Raw genomic sequence first — 19,175 nt, 5'->3', positions numbered from 1 at the left:
ACGGCACCGGATCGCCCTGGAAGGGGAGCAGGCATGCACGACCACACCTACGAGGTCGAGGTCCGCTGGACCGGCGACCGTGGGACCGGCACCAGCGGGTACCGCGAGTACGGGCGCGACCACGTGGTCTCCGCCACCGGCAAGCCCGATGTCCTCGGGTCCGCCGACCCGACGTTCCGTGGCGACCGCGATCGCTGGAACCCGGAGGAGATGGTGACGGCGGCGCTCGCCCAGTGCCACATGCTCAGCTACCTGCACGTCGCGGTGACGCAGGAGTTCACCGTCCTGGCGTACGAGGACCGTGCCACCGCCTCGATGAACCTGAACCGCGACGGCTCCGGCGAACTGACCGGCGCGACGCTCCACCCGGTCGTGACGATCGCCGAAGCCGACCGCGTCGCTGATGCCGAGGCGGCGCACGCGGCAGCGAACGCCCTCTGCTTCATCGCCCGGTCGGTGGCCTTCCCGGTGCACCACGACGCCACGACCATCGTCGCCGACCCGGCCGGTCGACCAGGCGAACCCCGACTCGGAGCCGACTCATCGACGAGTGAGGCAGACTAGGTGCCCGTGAAGCGTCTCCGCCTGCTCCCGATCGCCCTGGTGCCCGCCGTCGTCCTCGGACTGGCCGCCTGCTCCGGTTCCGGTTCCACCGACTCGTCGGCGACGCCGTCCGCGTCGTCCAGCGCGACCGCGTCGGCGATCACCAGCTGCCCGAAGCCAGGGAAGGCCTCGGCTACGATCGACGTCTCCGGTGACTTCGGCGGCAAGACGGCCCCGACCGTGACGTTCTCCAAGGGGATCAAGGCGACGCCGCCGCAGGCGACGACCGTCACCAAGGGCTCCGGCGCGGCGCTGAAGAACGGCGACTACACGCAGGTCGCGTACAGCGTCTACCAGGCGTCGGACGCGAAGAAGCTCGGGACGGTCGGGTTCGACCAGGGCAACGCCCAGGTCCTGTCCGTCGGTGGCAGCGGTTTCGGTGCGCTCCTCGCGTGCTCGCACGTCGGCGACCGCATCGCTGCCGTCGGCGCTTCGTCGGCGCTCGGGTTCAACACCGGCGGCAACATCGTCGTCGTGGCCGACGTCATCGCGCAGACGCCGACGAAGTCCACGGGGGCGGCTCAGACGCAGAACCCCGACCTGCCGACCGTCAAGGACAAGTCCGACGGTGAACCGGAGATCACCATCCCGGACACCACCGCTCCGACCAAGACGACCGCCGAGGTCATCAAGCAGGGCGACGGCGACGAGATCGCGGAGGGGGACACTGCGCTGGTGCAGTACAAGGGCGTCCTCTACGACGGCGGCAAGGAGTTCGACTCCTCGTGGTCGAAGGGCGCGCCGACGACCTTCACCATCGCCGAGGGCTCCCTGATCAAGGGCTTCGTGACCGGACTGGTCGGCCAGAAGGTCGGCTCCCAGGTCATGATCGTCGTCACCCCGGAGGACGGCTACGGCGCCACGCCTCGAGAGGGATCGGGAATCCCGAAGAACGCGACGCTCGTCTTCGTCGTCGACATCCTCGCAAAGGGCTGATCCGTCGGTACACAGACGAGCGGGCGACGGCCATCCGTCGCCCGCTCGTTCGTTCTCTCGAGTGCTTCAGCCCTTCGTCACCGCGAGATCTTCACGACCGTGACCGGCCGTGCCCAGCTGATCGTCACACCAGCGCTGTAGTTGTACGCGGCTCCGTTCGACGCCGCGTAGCTCGTGCGGCGATCCCCAGCTCCGACGCGGACGATGTTCTTCCAGCTGCCAGTTCGTGTTCCGCTGCCGGTGTAGCCATACGGAACTCCCGAGGATGACGTCATACACGCACTGGTCGTCGTGCAGCCAGGAGTCACAGGCGTGAGTGCTCGTGCTGAGGAGCGGAATGCTGCCAGCACTTCACCGGTGTCTGGATCGACCAGCGCCTGGACGTTGCCCCCGCTCGCGAGAATGCGCTCCGCGTCGGCCGTGGACTGGGTCTCCTGCAGAGCAGCGAGACGCGCATCAATCGCGGCATACCCCTCTGCCCCAGTGGTCGCGAACGCTGCTTCCGGTGTCACGGCTGCTCCTGTGACCACGATTGCGGTCGCGGCGATCGTGATGAGTTTGCTCTTCAATGTCTTCCATCCCGTGGTGACCATCTGGTCCCCTGCAATGTAGCAAGCGGTGAAACTCTGGCGGATGAATATCGTGAATTGACATCCGACCTCCCGATCACGTTCGAGTAGGTTGGGGGATCATGCACGCCACCCCCGAACGCCGCCGCATCATCGTCCTCGGCAGCACCGGCTCGATCGGCACGCAGGCGCTCGACGTCGTCGCCCGCCACCCCGACCGCTTCGAGGTCGTCGGCCTCACCGCGGGGACGAACGCCGCCACGATGGCCGAGCAGGCTGCCGAGTTCGGCGTCCGCGACACCGCCCTCGGGGCCGCCGACGCCGAGCGCCTGATCCGCAGCGTCGAGGCGGACGTCGTGCTCAACGGCATCACCGGCTCCGTGGGCCTCGGCCCGACGCTCGCCACGCTCGAGACGGACGCCACCCTGGCCCTGGCGAACAAGGAGAGCCTGATCGTCGGCGGCCCGCTCGTGCAGGCAGCGGCGTCGCCCGGCCAGATCGTCCCGGTCGACAGCGAGCACTCCGCGATCGCGCAGGCCCTCCGCTCGGGCACCGACGCCGAGGTGCGCCGCCTGGTCCTGACGGCCAGCGGCGGCCCGTTCCGCGGCAGGTCCCGTGCGAGCCTCCTCGACGTGACGCCGCAGCAGGCACTCGCGCACCCGACGTGGGACATGGGCCTCGTGGTGACGACGAACTCGGCCACCCTGGTGAACAAGGGCCTCGAGGTGATCGAGGCGCACCTGCTCTTCGGAGTGCCGTACGACCGCATCGACGTCACGGTGCACGCCCAGTCGATCGTGCACTCGATGGTGGAGTTCACCGACGGGTCCACGATCGCGCAGGCATCGCCCCCGGACATGCGGCTGCCGATCGCGCTCGGGCTCGCGTGGCCGCACCGTGTCCCCGGTGTCGGGGTCCCGCTCGACTGGACGTCGGCGAGCACGTGGACGTTCGAGCCGCTCGACGACGAGGCGTTCGGTGCGGTGGCACTGGCGAAGCGGGTCGGCGAACTCGGCGGCACGTACCCGGCCGTGTTCAACGCCGCGAACGAGCAGGCCGTCGCCGCGTTCCACGCCGGCGCGATCGGCTTTCTCGACATCGTGGAGACGATCGAGCGGGTGGTGGAGTCGCACGAGCCCACGGAGCCGTCGCTCGACGGCGTCCTCGCGTCGGAGCGGTGGGCACGCACCGCTGCGGACCGCGCGCTGGCCCGCTGACGCGGAGACGGGCGGGGGGCACGGGTCACCACCCAGCACACGCTCGGCTGCTTCTTTGCCAGCGTCCCGTACGCTTCTCCGGTGACCGTCGGAACCGTGCTCCTCTTCGTCCTCGGCGTGGTCGTCTTCATCGTCGGCCTGCTGATCTCGATCGGGCTCCACGAGCTCGGTCACCTCGCGTTCGCGAAGCTCTTCGGCGTGAAGGTGACGCAGTACTCGCTCGGCTTCGGCAAGGCGCTCTGGTCGTTCCGTCGGGGCGAGACCGAGTACGGCATCCGCCCGATCCTGCTCGGCGGCTACATCTCGATGGTCGGCATGCTGAAGCCCCGCGCTTCCGGCCGCGCGATCACGAACACGGGCATGTACAGCGCGTTCGTGCAGGACGCCAGGCAGGCCAGCGCCGAGCAGATCGCGGAGTCCGGCGGCGACGACTCGCGGGCGTTCTACCGGTTGACCCCGTGGAAGCGCATCATCGTGATGGTCGCCGGTCCGGCGATGAACCTGGTGATCGGGATCGTCCTGTTCGGTGTGCTGCTCGTCGGGTTCGGCGCGCCGACCACGACCTTCACGTCGAGCGTCGACTGCGTGCTCCCGACGACCGCGACGACCACGTGTTCACCAGGGGACTCCGTCTCCCCGGCGAAGGAAGCGGGGATCCGCTCCGGCGACGTGGTCCTCGCCGTCGGCGGCAAGGAGAACCCGACGATCACCGAGGTCTCCGACACGTTCCAGGAGTCGGCTGGCAAGTCGGTCGAGGTCGTCGTCGAGCGCGACGGTGCACGGAAGACCCTCGAGGTCACGCCGGCGCTGGCCACCCGCGACGTCTACGACGCGCAGGGGAAGGTCGTGAAGAACGACGACGGCACCTCGAAGACCCAGCAGGTCGGTGTGGTCGGGGTCTCGATCGGCCAGACGCTCGTGCGGCAGTCGCCCGCTGCGGTGCTCCCGGCCACCGGGGCGCAGATCGGGGCGTCCGCCCACCTCATCATCGACCTCCCGCAGCGCCTCGTCGCGGTCTGGAACGCGGCCTTCGGCGCCCAGGAGCGTTCGTCGGACAGCCCGGTGTCCGTGGTCGGTGTCGGTCGGGCGATCGGCACGGTGTCGTCGATGAGCGGTGTCCCCGTGGTCGACAAGATCTACACGATCCTCGGGCTGCTGGCGTCGCTCAACATCGGCCTGTTCGTGCTGAACATGGTGCCGCTCCTGCCACTCGACGGCGGCCACATCGCCGGCGCCCTCTGGGAGGCGATCAAGCGTCGCGCGTTCAAGCTCGTCGGCAAGGCGGACCCCGGTCCCATCGACCTCGCGAAGACCATGCCGCTCACGATGGTCGTCGTGGTGTTGCTCGCCGGCATGAGCGCACTGCTGATCTACGCCGACATCGTGCGGCCGGTGAACCTGTTCGGATAGGCCCCGCCAGCACTACGCTCAGCGCATGAGCACAGCGCCCGAGGTCCGTGCCGTCGAACGGCAGGGCATCGACGTCATCGCCGAGTCCGAGCGGAAGGGGCGCCCCCGCGGGCTGTTCTGGCCGTGGTTCGCCGCCAACATCTCCGTCCTCGGGCTGAGCTACGGCTCGTTCGTGCTGGGCTTCGGGATCTCCGTGGTCCAGGCGACCGTGGTGTCCGTCATCGGGGTCGTGTTCTCGTTCCTGCTGTGCGGCATCGTGGCGATCGCCGGCAAGCGCGGTTCTGCGCCGACGATGGTCCTGAGCCGCGCGGCCTTCGGCGTGCGGGGCAACCGACTGCCGTCGTTCCTGAGCTGGATCCTCACCGTCGGGTGGGAGACCTCGCTCGCCGCGCTGGCGGTGCTCGCGACGTCGACGGTGTTCCGGGAGCTCGGCTGGGACGACGGCGTCGTGACGAAGCTCGTCGCGCTCGTGGTCGTTGCCGCGCTGGTGATCGGCGCCGGCATCGCCGGGTTCGACGTGATCATGCGGCTGCAGGCGTGGATCACCGTGATCACCGCCGTGTTGACGGTCGTCTACATCGTGCTCGTCGCCGGGTCGATCGACTTCGGCGCACTCGCGGCGCTGCCATCCGGGAGCGCGCAGAACGTCGTCGGCGCACTGGTCCTCGTGATGACCGGGTTCGGCCTCGGCTGGGTGAACGCCGCCGCCGACTACTCCAGGTACCTGCCGCGGTCGGCCTCGACGGGCGGGGTGGTGTGGTGGACGACGTTCGGGGGAGCGCTCGCTCCGGTGGTGCTCGTCGTCACCGGGGTCCTGCTCGCGGGGTCGTCGAAGCAGCTGAACACCGACATCAGTGCCGACCCGATCGGCGCGCTCACCACGCTGCTGCCGGTCTGGTTCCTCGTGCCGTTCGCGATCGTCGCCATCCTCGGCCTGGTCGGCGGCGCGGTCCTCGACATCTACTCCTCCGGACTCGCACTGCTGAGTGCCGGGATCCGCATCCCGCGCCCGGTCGCCGCGGGGGTGGACGGCGTCTTCATGGTCGCCGGTGCGATCTACGTGGTGTTCTTCGCGACCGACTTCATCTCGCCGTTCCAGGCGTTCCTGGTGACGCTCGGCGTCCCGATCGCGGCGTGGTGCGGCGTCTTCGTGGCCGACGTCGTCCTGCGCCGGAAGGCCTACGCCGAGGGGGAGCTGCACGCGACGACCGGCCGGTACGGTGACGTCCGCTGGGGAGCGATCGGGCTCGTCGTGCTCGGGACCGCGCTCGGTTGGGGACTGGTGACGAACACGTACGGCGTCCCGTCGTGGCTCAACTGGCAGGGGTACCTGCTGGAGCCGTTCGGACTCGGCGGTCGCACGGGTGCGTGGGCGTACGCGAACCTCGGTGTGCTGGTGGCCCTGGTCGTCGGGTTCCTCGGGACGCTGCTCTTCGCCCGCCGGTCGATCCGCGAGCAGGAGGCACTGCCGGTGACCGAGCCGATCGACAGCGTCCCCGCGACGGAGCTGCACCCGTGACTCCTGCACCGGACACCGGCGACGCGTGGCTCGTCGTGATCGACATGCAACGCGTCTTCACCGGTGACAGCCAGTGGGCCGCGCCGCGCTACGACGACGCAGCGGCGGGGATCCAGCGCCTGCTCCCACGGTTCACGGATCGGACGGTTCGTACCCGCTTCGTCGCGCCGGAGCACCCGCAGGGTGCATGGGTCGACTACTACCGGGACTGGCCCTTCGCGCTCGTCCCCGCCGACGATCCGCTGTACGACCTGACGGAGCCGTTCGCGGCCCTGGACGGCCCCGTCGTCACCGAGACGTCCTTCGGCAAGTGGGGGACGAGCCTCCAGTCCGTCGTCGGCGACCAGCCGCACCTGGTCCTGACCGGCGTGTCGACGGACTGCTGCGTCCTGTCGACCGCGCTCGCGGCGGCGGATGCCGGCGCCCGCGTGACGGTCGTCGCGGACGCCTGCGCCGGCGCGAGTGACGCGGACCACGAGCGCGCCCTCGACACCATGCGCCTGTACGCCCCGCTGATCACGGTCGTCGACACGCTCTGAGGTTCGCGCGCACCCGGAGCGCGTAGAGTTCGATGCGTGCCCGCAGTGAATCTCGGTATGCCCAAGGCCCCGGAAACCCTCGCCCCCCGTCGCAAGTCCCGGCAGATCCGGGTCGGCAAGGTGCTGGTCGGTGGCGACGCGCCGGTCTCCGTGCAGTCGATGACCACGACGCCGACCACGAACATCAACGCGACCCTGCAGCAGATCGCCGAGCTCACGGCTTCCGGCTGTGACATCGTCCGCGTGGCGGTGCCGACCCAGGACGACGCCGACGCGCTGCCGATCATCGCGAAGAAGTCGCAGATCCCGGTGATCGCCGACATCCACTTCCAGCCGAAGTACGTCTTCCAGGCGATCGACGCCGGATGTGCCGCCGTCCGCGTGAACCCGGGCAACATCCGCAAGTTCGATGACCAGGTGGGCGCGATCGCCGCGGCGGCCAAGGCGGCGAACGTCAGCCTCCGCATCGGGGTGAACGCCGGGTCGCTCGAGCCGAGCCTGCTCCAGAAGTACGGCAAGGCCACCCCGGAGGCGCTCGTCGAGTCGGCCGTCTGGGAAGCGAGCCTGTTCGAGGAGCACGACTTCCACGACTTCAAGATCTCGGTCAAGCACAACGACCCGATCGTGATGGTGAAGGCCTACCGGCAGCTCGCCGAGCGCGGCGACTGGCCCCTGCACCTCGGCGTGACCGAGGCCGGTCCGGAGTTCCAGGGCACCATCAAGAGCGCCACCGCGTTCGGCATCCTGCTCAGCGAGGGCATCGGCGACACCATCCGCGTGTCCCTGTCTGCGCCCCCCGCGCAAGAGGTGAAGGTCGGCCTGCAGATCCTGCAGTCGCTGAACCTCCGCGAGCGCAAGCTCGAGATCGTCTCGTGCCCGAGCTGCGGCCGCGCCCAGGTGGACGTCTACCAGCTCGCGAACGACGTCACGACGGGGCTCGAGGGCATGACCGTGCCGCTCCGCGTCGCCGTGATGGGCTGCGTCGTGAACGGCCCTGGTGAAGCCCGCGAGGCCGACCTCGGCGTCGCGTCCGGCAACGGCAAGGGCCAGATCTTCGTCAAGGGCCAGGTCATCAAGACCGTGCCGGAGGCCGAGATCGTCGCCACCCTCATCGCGGAGGCGAGCCGCCTGGCCGACGAGATGGGTCCTGCGGCCGCGACCGGCAAGCCCGAGGTGATCACCGCGTAGTCCCGGCCTGGAGGCCCGTGGCGGCTTCTCCACGCCGGTCCCGGCCCGTCGCACGACCGGTTCCACCGCCGCTAGGCTTGCGTCCGTGGTCACACGGCTTTCGCATCTCTTCCTCCGCACGCTCCGCGACGACCCCTCCGACGCCGAGGTGACGAGCCACAAGCTGCTCGTCCGCGCCGGGTACGTCCGTCGCCAGTCCCCGGGGATCTTCGCGTGGCTGCCGCTCGGGCTGCGCGTGCGCGCCAAGATCGAGGGCATCATCCGCGAGGAGATGGTCGCCGCCGGCGCGCAGGAAGTCCTGCTCCCGGCGCTCCTGCCGCGTGAGCCGTACGAAGCGACGAACCGCTGGACCGAGTACGGCGACGGCATGTTCCGCCTGCAGGACCGCAAGGGTTCCGACTACCTGCTCGCCCCCACGCACGAGGAGATGTTCGCGCTCCTGGTGAAGGACCTGTACTCGTCGTACAAGGACCTGCCGGTCACGCTCTTCCAGATCCAGGACAAGTACCGTGACGAAGCGCGTCCCCGTGCCGGGCTCCTGCGCGGTCGCGAGTTCACCATGAAGGACGCGTACTCGTTCGACCTCGACGACGCCGGGCTCGACCGCAGCTACCAGGTGATGCGTGACGCCTACGAGAAGATCTTCGCCCGCCTGGGCCTCGAGTACGTGATCGTCAAGGCCGACGCCGGCGCGATGGGCGGCTCCAAGTCGGAAGAGTTCCTGCACCCGATCGCGGTCGGCGAGGACACCTTCGTGCGCAGTGCCGGCGGGTACGCGGCCAACGTCGAGGCGTACGTCACCCCGGTCCCCGACGCCCTGCCGATCGACGGCCAGCCCGAGCCCGTGCTGCTGCCGGCGTCCGACACCCCGACGATCGACACCCTCGTCGAGCACGCCAACCAGGTCGCTCCGCGCGACGGTGCGCCGTGGACGGCCGCCGACACGCTCAAGAACGTCGTGCTCGCGCTGACGCACCTCGACGGCACGCGGGAGATCGTCGTCGTCGGGCTCCCCGGGGACCGCGACGTCGACATGAAGCGGGCAGAGGTCTCGTTCGCCCCCGCCGAGGTCGAAGCCGCTGGTGACGACGACTTCCGGAAGCACAAGGGCCTGGTCAAGGGCTACATCGGCCCGCAGGTCCTCGGCGAGGACAGTGCGACGGGCATCCGGTACTTCGTCGATCCGCGCGTCGTCGACGGCACCGCGTGGGTGACCGGCGCGAACGAGCGCGGCCTCCACGTCTCGGGGCTCGTCGCCGGGCGTGACTTCGTCGCCGACGGCGTGGTCGAGGTCTCCGACGTCCGTGCCGGCGACCCCGCACCCGACGGCTCCGGCCCGCTCGAGACCGCCCGCGGCATGGAGATCGGTCACGTGTTCCAGCTCGGCCGCAAGTACGCAGAGGCCCTCGGGCTCAAGGTCCAGGACGAGAACGGCAAGCTCGCCACCGTGACGATGGGCTCGTACGGCATCGGCGTCACCCGCATCCTCGCGATCCTGGCCGAGGCGCACAACGACGACAAGGGCCTCGCGTGGCCGAAGCACGTCGCGCCGTTCGACGTGCACGTGGTCGCCACGGGCCGAGACGAGACCGCGTACGACCTTGCCACGTCGATCGTCGCCTCGCTCGAGGACGACCGGTACGACGTGCTGTACGACGACCGTCCGAAGGTCTCTCCCGGCGTCAAGCTCCGCGACGCCGAGCTGCTGGGCATGCCGATCGTGATCGTCTCCGGTCGTGGTGCCGCCGACGGCATCGTCGAACTGTGGAACCGTGCGAGCGGTGAGCGCACCGAGGTGCCGGTCGCCGACCTGCTCGAGGCGGTCCGCGCGATCTAGCGGGCTGACACCGCGGTGCGGCCGAAACGCCGCGACCGCGTCGAGACGCCGCCGATTTCGGCGGCGTCTCATCGTTCCGGGACCGTTTCGGAGATCTGGGTGCGCCCGCACCGGACGGGAGGCTCGGTGCGGGCTGGCACCGTGCCTCCAGTCCGCAACGGCGCGGCCGGGTCGCGACTGGCAGTGCGGTAGTCTGGACGCCGACTTCTGCGCGGTTCCAGTGCGCAGGAGCGACTCAGCTGAATACGGAGGCCCTCGGTGAAGATCGATCTCGCAGTCCTGCGACTCATGGAGCGTGAACGGGAGATCCCGTTCGAAGAACTCGTCCAGATCATCGAGTCGGCCATCCTGACCGCGTACCACAAGCACACCGACGAGAACGGCGAGCCGGCCGACGCGCAGTCCCGCGTCGAGCTCGACCGGAAGACCGGCGAGGTCAGCGTCTTCGTGCCGGAGCGCGACGACGAGGGCACCGTCATCGGCGAGGCCGTCGACCAGCCGAGCGACTTCGGCCGCATCGCGGCGTTCGCGGCGAAGCAGGTCATCAACCAGCGACTCCGCGACATCGGCGACGACAAGATCCTCGGCGAGTTCCGCGGCAAGGAAGGCGACATCGTCGCGGGGGTGGTCCAGCAGGGCCCGAACCCGAAGATGGTGCACGTCGACCTCGGCACCGTCGAGGCCATCCTGCCGCCCGAAGAGCAGGTCCCGGGGGAGACGTACACGCACGGCTCCCGCCTCCGCGTCTACGTGACGAGCGTCGGCCGCGGCAACAAGGGCCCGCAGATCACGGTGTCGCGCACGCACCCGGGCCTGGTCCGCAAGCTGTTCGCGCTCGAGGTCCCGGAGATCGCCTCCGGTGTCGTGGAGATCACCTCGCTCGCTCGTGAAGCCGGTCACCGCACGAAGATCGCGGTCAAGGCGAACGAACCGGGTGTCAACGCGAAGGGCGCGTGCATCGGCGAGCTCGGTGCCCGCGTGCGCGCCGTGACGACCGAGCTCGGTGCCGAGAAGATCGACATCGTGGACTGGTCGCCGGACCTCGCGACCTTCGTGGCGAGTGCGCTGTCGCCGGCGAAGGTGACGAGCGCCTTCGTGCTCGACGTGTCGACGAAGGCGGTCCGTGCCCTGGTGCCGGACTACCAGCTGTCGCTCGCGATCGGCAAGGAAGGGCAGAACGCCCGACTCGCCGCGAAGCTCACGGGTGCGCGCATCGACATCCAGCCGGACTCGATCCTGGACGACGACGAGTCGTAGCGGGCGCGTTTCGCGCTCGGCGTGCCCCGTCCGGGCGCGCCGGATCGCGGTCGTCGGAGGCAAGGAGTAGAGTGGTCGCCGTCAGAACGTGCATCGGCAGTCGTCGTCGCGCATCCCGATCCTCCCTCCTCCGAGTCGTCGCCCTGGGCGACGGACGTGTGGTGGCGGATCCGAAGGCAGTCATGCCGGGCCGGGGAGCGTGGCTCACACCGACCGTCGAAGCCTACGAGCTGGCCGTCAAGCGCAGGGCTTTCCGCCGGGCGCTGCGGCTGGATCGCGAACCGGACACGTCTGCGGTGCTCGACTACCTGCGGAGTCTCCCTCACCCGAGGGACCTCGCGGAAGAGCGCCCGGACACGACAGAACAGGCTGAACGGCTTATGGACAACTGATGAGCGGCTCGAAATGAGACCCATCATCCAGTGAGTCCTGCCCCTTGACGGGGTGGGACCCGTGAAGGAGAACAGTGGCGAAACCACGCGTACACGAGATCGCAAGCGAGCTCGGCGTCGACAGCAAGACCGCACTCGAGAAGCTCAAGGAGCTGGGCGAGTTCGTCAAGGGACCGAGCTCGAGTGTCGAGCCCCCCGTGGCACGGAAGCTCCGTGCCGCCCTGCAGGCAGAAGGTGCTTCGGCGTCCGCCAAGCCCGCTGCAGCAGCACCCGCGCCGGCGGCGAAGTCCGCAGCGCCCAAGCCCGGTGGCCCGAAGCCCGGACCCAAGCGTCCGGCGCCGACCCCGGAGCCCGAGGCCGCAGCACCCGCCGCGGCAGCACCTTCGGACGATTCCGACGTGCCCGTCACGCCGGCCCCGAAGACCGTCGCACAGCGACAGGCCGAGGCAGAAGCAGCCAGGAAGGCGGCAGCCGAGTCGAAGAGCTCCGGTTCCGCTGACGGCCCCGCCAAGACCGACGCCGTGAAGCCGGGTGGCCCGAAGCCCGCAGCGGCTGCCGGCCCGAAGCCGGGTGGCCCGAAGCCGGGCGCACGACCGGGCAACAACCCCTACGCGTCCAGCCAGGGCATGGGCTCGCGCCCGCCCCGTCCGGGCAACAACCCCTACTCGTCGAACCAGGGCATGGGCCAGCGCCCCGCCGGCGGTGCCGGTGGCGGTGGGATCCCGCGTCCGCAGCCCCCGCGTCCCGGCGCGCCTCGCCCGGGTGCTCCGCGTCCGGGTGGTCCCGGTCAGGGCAACCGTCCGAACGGCTTCGGGCAGCGCCCGGGCCAGGGTGGCGGCGGTCGTGGCGGCCCCGGTGGTCGTCCGGGTGCCGGTGGTGGCGCCGGTGGCGGCTTCCCGCGTCCGGCGTTCAGCGGCCCGCGTCCCGCCGGTGGCGGTGGCCGCGGTCGTGGCCCCGGTGGCGGTACCGCTGGTGCGTTCGGTCGTGGTGGCGGCAAGAGCCGTGCCCGCAAGTCGAAGCGGACGAAGCGCGCCGAGTACGAGATGCGGCAGGCCCCGTCGCTCGGCGGTGTGCAGGTCCCTCGTGGTGACGGCAACACGGTCGTCCGACTCCGTCGTGGTGCGAGCATCTCGGACTTCGCGGACAAGATCGACGCCAGCCCCGGCAACCTCGTGACGGTGCTGTTCCACCTCGGTGAGATGGCGACCGCCACGGAGTCCCTCGACGAGGCGACCTTCGAGGTCCTCGGCGACGAGCTCGGCTACAAGATCCAGATCGTGTCGCCGGAGGACGAAGACCGCGAGCTCCTCGAGGGCTTCGACATCGACATCGATGCCGAGTACGCAGAGGAAGACGACTCCGTCCTCCAGCAGCGTCCCCCGGTCGTCACCGTCATGGGTCACGTCGACCACGGTAAGACCCGACTGCTCGACGCCATCCGCAACTCCAAGGTGGTCGAGGGCGAAGCCGGCGGCATCACGCAGCACATCGGTGCGTACCAGATCACCACCGAGCACGAGGGCATCGAGCGCCCGATCACCTTCATCGACACCCCTGGACACGAGGCGTTCACCGCCATGCGTGCCCGTGGTGCGCAGGTGACGGACATCGCGATCCTCGTGGTCGCGGCGGACGACGGCATCATGCCCCAGACGATCGAGGCGCTGAACCACGCGCAGTCGGCGAACGTGCCGATCGTGGTCGCGGTGAACAAGATCGACAAGGAAGGCGCGAACCCCGCCAAGGTCCGCCAGCAGCTCACCGAGTACAACCTGGTGGCCGAGGAGTACGGCGGCGACGTCATGTTCGTCGACGTGTCGGCGCGGCAGAACATCGGCATCCAGGAGCTCCTGGACGCCGTGCTGCTCACCGCGGACGCCGGGCTCGACCTGCGTGCGAACCCCGACAAGGACGCCCGTGGTGTCGCGATCGAAGCGCGCCTCGACAAGGGCCGCGGCGCCGTCGCGACCGTGCTCATCCAGTCGGGCACGCTCCACGTCGGTGACGCCATCGTGGCGGGCACGGCCTACGGCCGCGTCCGTGCGATGACCGACGAGGACGGCAACGCGGTCGCAGCAGCGACGCCGAGCCGCCCGGTCCAGGTGCAGGGTCTGTCGTCGGTGCCCCGCGCCGGTGACACGTTCCTCGTCACCGAAGAGGACCGCACGGCACGCCAGATCGCCGAGAAGCGTGAAGCCGCCGAGCGCAACGCCCAGCTGGCCAAGGCCCGCAAGCGCATCTCGCTCGAGGACTTCACCCGCGCACTCGAAGAGGGCAAGGTCGACTCGCTCAACCTCATCATCAAGGGTGACGTCTCCGGTGCCGTCGAGGCACTCGAGCAGTCGCTCCTCGACATCGAGGTGGACGACAGCGTCCAGCTGCGCATCCTGCACCGCGGTGTGGGTGCGATCACGGAGTCGGACATCGACCTCGCCACGATCGACAACGCGATCGTCGTCGGCTTCAACGTCCGTCCGGACGTCAAGGCCCGCGAACGCGCTGCCCGTGAAGGCATCGACGTCCGGTTCTACTCGGTCATCTACAACGCACTCGAGGACATCGAGCAGTCCCTCAAGGGCATGCTCAAGCCCGAGTACGAAGAGGTGCAGTCCGGTGTCGCCGAGATCCGCGAGGTCTTCCGGTCCTCGAAGTTCGGCAACATCGCCGGTGTCATCGTCCGTTCCGGCACGATCACGCGCAACGCCAAGGCGCGCGTCATCCGTGACGGCGTGGTCCTCGCGGACGGGCTGGCCATCGAGTCGCTCCGTCGCTTCAAGGACGACGTCACCGAGGTCCGTACGGACTTCGAGGCCGGTATCGGTCTGGGCAAGTACAACGACATCCAGATCGGTGACGAGATCGAGACCACCGAGCTCGTCGAGAAGCCACGCGACTGATCGTGTGACCACCATGGGCCCCGGCCTCTCCTTCGCGGGAGGGGCCGGGGCCCGACCCCGTTCCACCACCGCCCCAGGAGGCACCCATGGCTGATCCGCAGCGCGCACGCAAGATGGCGGACCGCATCAAGGAAGTCGTCGCCCGCCGGATCGACAAGGGCCTGCGTGACCCGCGACTCGGGTTCGTGACCATCACGGACGTCCGCGTCACCGGTGACCTACAGCACGCGTCGGTCTTCTACACCGTGTACGGCACGGACGAGGAACGTGCCGACTCCGCCGCGGCGCTCAAGGCCGCGACCGGCATGCTCCGCACCGAGGTCGGCAAGAACATCACCGCTCGGCTGACGCCGTCGCTCGAGTTCATCGCCGACGCCCTGCCGGACACCTCGGCGCACATGGAAGACCTGCTGGTGCAGGCCAAGCTGCGCGACGAAGCGGTCCGGAACGCCTCGGCCGGCGCGACGTACGCCGGCGACGCCGACCCGTACAAGCACGACGACGAGGACGACGATGCCGAGGAACGCGCCTAGTCGGTCCCGACGCTCAGTCTGACCCGTCCGGCAACCGGTAGCCGCTCGCGTCGTCGCCGACGGCCAGTCCGTCCCGCAGGAGCGACGCGAGCGCCCGGTCCCGCTGGTCGTCGTCCGGCCACACCATCCGGATCTCGTCGGGGGTGACCGGCACGTCGCTCGCGCGGAGCTCGGCCATCACGAGCCCGCGGACCTGTCGGTCGCTCCCGGCGAACTTCGCCTGTCTCGGGGCGCGCGGTCCGTCGTGTTCCGGGTACCCGGCCGCTCGCCAGGCGCAGCGGTCCGCGATGGGGCACACGTCGCACGCGGGGGAGCGGGCGACGCACACGAGTGCGCCGAGCTCCATCACGGCGGCGTTCGTCGTCGCCGCGTCGTCGCGGTCCTCCGGCAGTACCGACTCCATCAGCGGCAGGTCCTGCTTGGCCTTCGCCGGTCCTGGTTCGCCCTCGCCGAGGATCGCTCGGGCGAGAACCCGGCGCACGTTGACGTCGACCACCGGGTGCCGGTCACCGTACGCGAAGACCGCCACCGCCCTGGCCGTGTAGTCACCGATCCCCGGGAGTGCGAGGAGCGCGTCGACGTCGCGGGGCACCACGTTGTCGTGCTGCTCGGCGATCGCCGTCGCCGCGGCGTGCAGCGCGAGCGCGCGTCTCGGGTAGCCGAGCCGGTCCCAGGCCCGCACCGCGTCGCCAGGAGGCGAGTCGGCGAGGTCGCGAGGCGTCGGCCACCGGGTGAGCCATGCCTCCAGTCGGGGGACCACCCGCGCGACCTGCGTCTGCTGGAGCATGATCTCGCTCACCAGCGTGCCCCAGGCCGGGAACCCGGGGCGTCGCCACGGCAGGTCGCGCGCCTCGGCGCGGTACCAGGCGATCAGCGGGGTGGCGATGTCGGGACGGGATCCGTCCGACGGGTTGTCCACAGACCGTCGGGAGGCCCTGCTCGCGTTCACCACGACAGCCTACGGTGGGTGCATGGCACGCTGGGCACCAGAAGAGACCGACACGATGGCCGCGATCGCGAACGAGGTGATCGCGCAGGTCGGCACGAACCGCACCGTCGTCGGCATCGACGGGCAGGACGGCGTCGACCTCGAGCGGGTGGCCGCTGCGCTCGTCGCGGGGTTCGAGCAGCAGGGAGTCTCCGCGATGGCGGCCGCAGCGAGCTCGGCGGACGCCGACGCGTTGCGGAACGACCTGGTGGCGCCGTTCCGGTCCACGGGCGAAGGTCCCGGCGTGCTGGTGGTGCACGGGCACGGGGTCCTCGGCGCCGGCGCGCGCGCTCTGTGGCGGTGGTCGATGTGGGTCGAGCAGGAGTCCGGCCGACTCGAGCGCCGCGCCGACGTCAAGATCGCGGCGTCCGCGGTGCTCGACGTCACCGATCCGGCGCATCCCCGGCGTGAGTGGAACGATGCCTGCTGACGCCGCTGGCGTCCCGCCGCGCTGGTAATCTGCTGCGGTGCTCGCAACCGCTCCCGACGGCATCCTCCTCGTCGACAAACCGCAGGGGATCTCGAGCCACCGTGCCGTGTCCATCGCGCGTCGACGGCTCGACCTGAAGAAGATCGGCCACGCCGGCACGCTCGACCCGATGGCGACGGGGCTGCTGCTCCTCGGCGCCGGCCCCTCCACCAGGCTCCTGACGCACCTCGTCGGGCTCGACAAGACCTACACCGCGACGATCCGCCTCGGAGTCGCCACCGACTCCGACGACGCTGACGGCACGCCGGTCGCAGCGGTCGGCGTCGGCTCAGCCGACGTCTCCGATGCTGCGATCGAGGCGGCCGTCGCCACGCAGCGCGGCCCGATCTCGCAGGTGCCCTCGACGGTCAGCGCTATCAAGGTGGACGGTCGGCGCGCGTACGACCTGGCCAGGAAGGGCGAGGAAGTGACCCTCAAGGCGAGGGCGGTGACGATCTCGCGCTTCGACGTGACCGGCCGGAACGACCGTGTCGTGTCCGCGCTCGACGCGTCGGTGCCCGTCGTCGACCTCGACGTCGTGGTCTCGTGCTCGTCGGGCACGTACGTGCGGGCACTCGCCCGTGACGTCGGCGCAGCGCTCGGTACCGGCGCGCACCTGACAGCCCTGCGTCGCACCCTGGTCGGCCCGTTCGCGGTCGACGACGCGGTCGACCTGGAGGACGACTCGGTGGACGTCCGCGGGGCACTCGTGCGGCCGGCCGACATCGCCCGCACCCTGTTCCCGGTCGTGACGCTCGACGCCGTCGACGCGAAGGACCTCGCGGACGGCAAGCGGATCGGTGCCGACCACCCGGACACCGACGGACCCGTTGCCGCCGTCACCGCGCGCGACGACCGGCTCATCGGCCTCGTGTCGGTGCGCAGGGGGCTGCTGCGCGTCATCACCAACTTCCCGACGACGACCGGAGCCAACGCGTGATCGAGTGGTTCATGTGGGTGCAGTTCGTGCTCGCCGTCGTGATCGGCATCTTCGCCGTGGTGGTCGGGTTCATCGGGTGGAAGCCGAACGACTACACCGTCGGATCGCTCGTCCTCGTCGAACTGCTCCTCATCGCGCAACTCGTCGTCTCGCTGGTCGCACCAGCGGTGGGCAACCCACCGCGGGGCAACGTCCTCGAGTTCTGGGTCTACGCGGTGTCCGTCCTGCTCGTGCCACCGGCCACCATCGTGTGGGCGCTCGTCGACCGCACGCGGTGGAGCACCGTGGTCCTGGGCGCCGGGGCCTTCACCGTCGCGGTGATGCTCTACCGGATGTACCAGATCTGGTTCGCGCTGAACTGAGGTCGCTCTGCGTCACCGGGCGACCAGGTGTGCCGCGGTGGTCTCCCGGCGTCGGTAGAATCGGTGCAATGGCGACCAAGACCTCACTCGCGACCGGCATCGGTCGCGTCCTCATCGCCGTGTACGGCATCCTCGCGCTCGCGGCGACCGGGCGGAGCGTCGTCCAGATCGCGGAGAAGTTCTCGTTCGCCCCGTTCGCGTACACGCTGAGCGCGATCGCCGCGGTCGTGTACATCGTCGCGATGATCGCCCTGATCGTCCCCGGTCGTTTCTGGTTCCGGGTGGCGTGCGTCACCATCGTGTTCGAGATGACCGGTGTCCTGGTGATCGGCACGCTGTCACTGTTCGACCGTCAGCTCTTCCCGGACGACACCATCTGGTCGTACTACGGCCTGGGGTACGCCTTCGCGCCGCTCGTCCTGCCGATCGCCGGTCTGTGGTGGCTCCGCAAACACCACCGCACCGCTGGCCGACCCGTTGCCGAGTCCGTCGTGACGGCCGGCGAGTAGGCGGGGGAGCAGCATGCAGTACTACGAGGACGTCGACGACGTCGCAGAGGGATTCGGGCCGAGTGCCGTCACGATCGGCAAGTTCGACGGCGTGCACGTCGGGCACCGTGCCGTGATAGCCCACCTCGAGCGGGCCGCTCGGCAGCACGGGCTGGTGTCCACCGTCGTGACGTTCGACCGGCACCCGCTGAGCATCATCGACCCCGGCAAGGTGCCCCCGGCGCTCACGAGCATCGCGCAACGCCGCGAACTGCTCGACGACGTCGGGGTCGACGCCACGCTGCTGCTCCGGTTCGACGCGGAACTGCAGTCGTGGACGCCGGAGACCTTCGTGTCCCGGATCCTCGTCGAGACACTGCACGCCGAGCTCGTCTTCGTCGGGAGCGACTTCCGGTTCGGTTCGAAGGGGGCAGGCGACGTCGCACTCCTGCGGACCCTCGGTGCGCAGCACGGGTTCTCCGTCGAGCTCATCGACGACGTGGACCTGGTCGACGACGTCCGCCCCGACGGGGAACGTCGCGTCTCGTCGACGTGGATCCGCGAGCTCCTCGGCGAGGGTCGTGTCGCGGAGGCCGCCAGGCTCCTCGGCCGCGAGCACGCGGTCCGCAGCGTGGTGGTGCACGGCAACCAGCGTGGTCGCGCGATGGGGTACCCCACGGCGAACCTCGACCCGTCGTGCGAGGGGTTCGTCCCGGCCGACGGTGTGTACGCCGCCCGGGTGCTGCACGACGGCACGGTGTACCCGGCCGCGGTGTCGGTGGGGAACAACCCGACGTTCGAGGGGGTGCCCGCGAAGCAGATCGAGGCTCATCTGCTGGACGTCGACATCGACCTGTACGGGGAGACCATCTCGGTGCTGTTCGTCTCCTACGTGCGCGGGATGGTGAAGTTCTCGTCGATGGACGAGCTCGCTGCCCAGATGCGACAGGACGACCGGGACATCAGGACCCTGCTCGGGCTCCCGGCACCCGTCTGACCTCCGGGTCTCGCCCGACGACGAAGGCCCCGGC

Annotated in this window: 19 protein-coding genes; 17 read left to right on the top strand and 2 right to left on the bottom strand. The window is 69.8% G+C overall.

Annotated elements, in window-relative coordinates:
• The first annotated feature begins 33 nt into the window (after positions 1 to 33).
• Both QK288_RS13070 and QK288_RS13065 read left to right on the top strand, forming a co-directional pair.
• Positions 34 to 564: an OsmC family protein gene (locus tag QK288_RS13070; RefSeq protein WP_281264733.1), complete on the top strand. Its 531-nt coding sequence runs from the start codon at positions 34 to 36 to the stop codon at positions 562 to 564.
• Complete coding sequence (locus QK288_RS13065; RefSeq protein ID WP_281264732.1) at positions 565 to 1,539, top strand: FKBP-type peptidyl-prolyl cis-trans isomerase; 975 nt, start codon at positions 565 to 567, stop codon at positions 1,537 to 1,539. It begins immediately after the preceding gene.
• 77 nt (positions 1,540 to 1,616) lie between these two features.
• Here QK288_RS13065 and QK288_RS13060 read toward each other — a convergent pair whose 3' ends face one another.
• A complete protein-coding gene (locus tag QK288_RS13060) occupies positions 1,617 to 2,132 on the bottom strand; it encodes a hypothetical protein (protein ID WP_281264731.1) in 516 nt (171 codons plus the stop codon).
• A 98-nt stretch (positions 2,133 to 2,230) separates the two neighbouring features.
• Here QK288_RS13060 and dxr point away from each other — a divergent pair, with 98 nt between their 5' ends.
• The 10 genes from dxr to rbfA all read left to right on the top strand — a co-directional run bounded on the left by dxr (position 2,231) and on the right by rbfA (position 14,897).
• A complete protein-coding gene (gene dxr / locus QK288_RS13055; RefSeq protein WP_281264730.1) occupies positions 2,231 to 3,325 on the top strand; it encodes a 1-deoxy-D-xylulose-5-phosphate reductoisomerase in 1,095 nt (364 codons plus the stop codon).
• An 81-nt stretch (positions 3,326 to 3,406) separates the two neighbouring features.
• Complete coding sequence (locus QK288_RS13050; protein ID WP_281264729.1) at positions 3,407 to 4,735, top strand: site-2 protease family protein; 1,329 nt, start codon at positions 3,407 to 3,409, stop codon at positions 4,733 to 4,735.
• Between the two features lie 25 nt (positions 4,736 to 4,760).
• Positions 4,761 to 6,254: a cytosine permease gene (locus QK288_RS13045; RefSeq protein WP_281264728.1), complete on the top strand. Its 1,494-nt coding sequence runs from the start codon at positions 4,761 to 4,763 to the stop codon at positions 6,252 to 6,254.
• Entirely contained in the window at positions 6,251 to 6,793 is a 543-nt protein-coding gene (locus QK288_RS13040) for a cysteine hydrolase (protein WP_281264727.1), read from the top strand. Before QK288_RS13045 ends, QK288_RS13040 begins: the two co-directional genes overlap by 4 nt.
• A 57-nt stretch (positions 6,794 to 6,850) precedes the next feature.
• A complete protein-coding gene (gene ispG / locus QK288_RS13035; RefSeq protein ID WP_281267590.1) occupies positions 6,851 to 7,981 on the top strand; it encodes a flavodoxin-dependent (E)-4-hydroxy-3-methylbut-2-enyl-diphosphate synthase in 1,131 nt (376 codons plus the stop codon).
• 85 nt (positions 7,982 to 8,066) lie between these two features.
• Positions 8,067 to 9,818, top strand: coding sequence for a proline--tRNA ligase (locus tag QK288_RS13030; RefSeq protein ID WP_281264726.1), 1,752 nt, complete (start codon positions 8,067 to 8,069; stop codon positions 9,816 to 9,818).
• 258 nt (positions 9,819 to 10,076) lie between these two features.
• Positions 10,077 to 11,075 carry a transcription termination factor NusA gene (gene nusA, locus QK288_RS13025; protein ID WP_281264725.1) on the top strand — a complete coding sequence of 333 codons (999 nt, stop codon included), beginning with the start codon at positions 10,077 to 10,079 and terminating at the stop codon, positions 11,073 to 11,075.
• Between the two features lie 71 nt (positions 11,076 to 11,146).
• Positions 11,147 to 11,467 (top strand): YlxR family protein, encoded by a 321-nt coding sequence (locus tag QK288_RS13020; protein ID WP_281264724.1) that lies wholly within the window; start codon positions 11,147 to 11,149, stop codon positions 11,465 to 11,467.
• Positions 11,468 to 11,541: 74 nt separating this feature from the next.
• The gene (gene infB / locus QK288_RS13015) at positions 11,542 to 14,364 is read left to right on the top strand and encodes a translation initiation factor IF-2 (protein WP_281264723.1); all 2,823 of its coding nucleotides are present in this window, start codon (positions 11,542 to 11,544) and stop codon (positions 14,362 to 14,364) included.
• Between the two features lie 86 nt (positions 14,365 to 14,450).
• The gene (gene rbfA, locus QK288_RS13010) at positions 14,451 to 14,897 is read left to right on the top strand and encodes a 30S ribosome-binding factor RbfA (RefSeq protein WP_281264722.1); all 447 of its coding nucleotides are present in this window, start codon (positions 14,451 to 14,453) and stop codon (positions 14,895 to 14,897) included.
• 13 nt (positions 14,898 to 14,910) lie between these two features.
• On the opposite strand, the gene QK288_RS13005 is transcribed toward rbfA, so the two are convergent.
• The gene (locus tag QK288_RS13005; RefSeq protein ID WP_281267589.1) at positions 14,911 to 15,771 is read right to left on the bottom strand and encodes an A/G-specific adenine glycosylase; all 861 of its coding nucleotides are present in this window, start codon (positions 15,769 to 15,771) and stop codon (positions 14,911 to 14,913) included.
• Positions 15,772 to 15,868: 97 nt separating this feature from the next.
• On the opposite strand from QK288_RS13005, the gene QK288_RS13000 reads away from it, so the two are divergent.
• The 5 genes from QK288_RS13000 to QK288_RS12980 all read left to right on the top strand — a co-directional run bounded on the left by QK288_RS13000 (position 15,869) and on the right by QK288_RS12980 (position 19,141).
• Complete coding sequence (locus QK288_RS13000) at positions 15,869 to 16,315, top strand: hypothetical protein (protein WP_281264721.1); 447 nt, start codon at positions 15,869 to 15,871, stop codon at positions 16,313 to 16,315.
• Positions 16,316 to 16,352: 37 nt separating this feature from the next.
• Complete coding sequence (truB, locus tag QK288_RS12995; RefSeq protein WP_281264720.1) at positions 16,353 to 17,294, top strand: tRNA pseudouridine(55) synthase TruB; 942 nt, start codon at positions 16,353 to 16,355, stop codon at positions 17,292 to 17,294.
• Complete coding sequence (locus QK288_RS12990) at positions 17,291 to 17,656, top strand: hypothetical protein (RefSeq protein WP_281264719.1); 366 nt, start codon at positions 17,291 to 17,293, stop codon at positions 17,654 to 17,656. Before truB ends, QK288_RS12990 begins: the two co-directional genes overlap by 4 nt.
• 68 nt (positions 17,657 to 17,724) lie before the next feature.
• Positions 17,725 to 18,165, top strand: coding sequence for a hypothetical protein (locus QK288_RS12985; protein WP_281264718.1), 441 nt, complete (start codon positions 17,725 to 17,727; stop codon positions 18,163 to 18,165).
• A gap of 13 nt (positions 18,166 to 18,178) precedes the next feature.
• Positions 18,179 to 19,141 carry a bifunctional riboflavin kinase/FAD synthetase gene (locus QK288_RS12980; protein WP_281264717.1) on the top strand — a complete coding sequence of 321 codons (963 nt, stop codon included), beginning with the start codon at positions 18,179 to 18,181 and terminating at the stop codon, positions 19,139 to 19,141.
• Positions 19,142 to 19,175 lie beyond the last annotated feature (34 nt).

The sequence above is a fragment of the Curtobacterium sp. 9128 genome, assembly GCF_900086645.1.
Lineage (GTDB): Bacteria > Actinomycetota > Actinomycetes > Actinomycetales > Microbacteriaceae > Curtobacterium.
The sequence above is the reverse complement of the archived record's forward strand: the minus strand, read 5'-3'. Positions and strand labels throughout refer to the sequence as shown.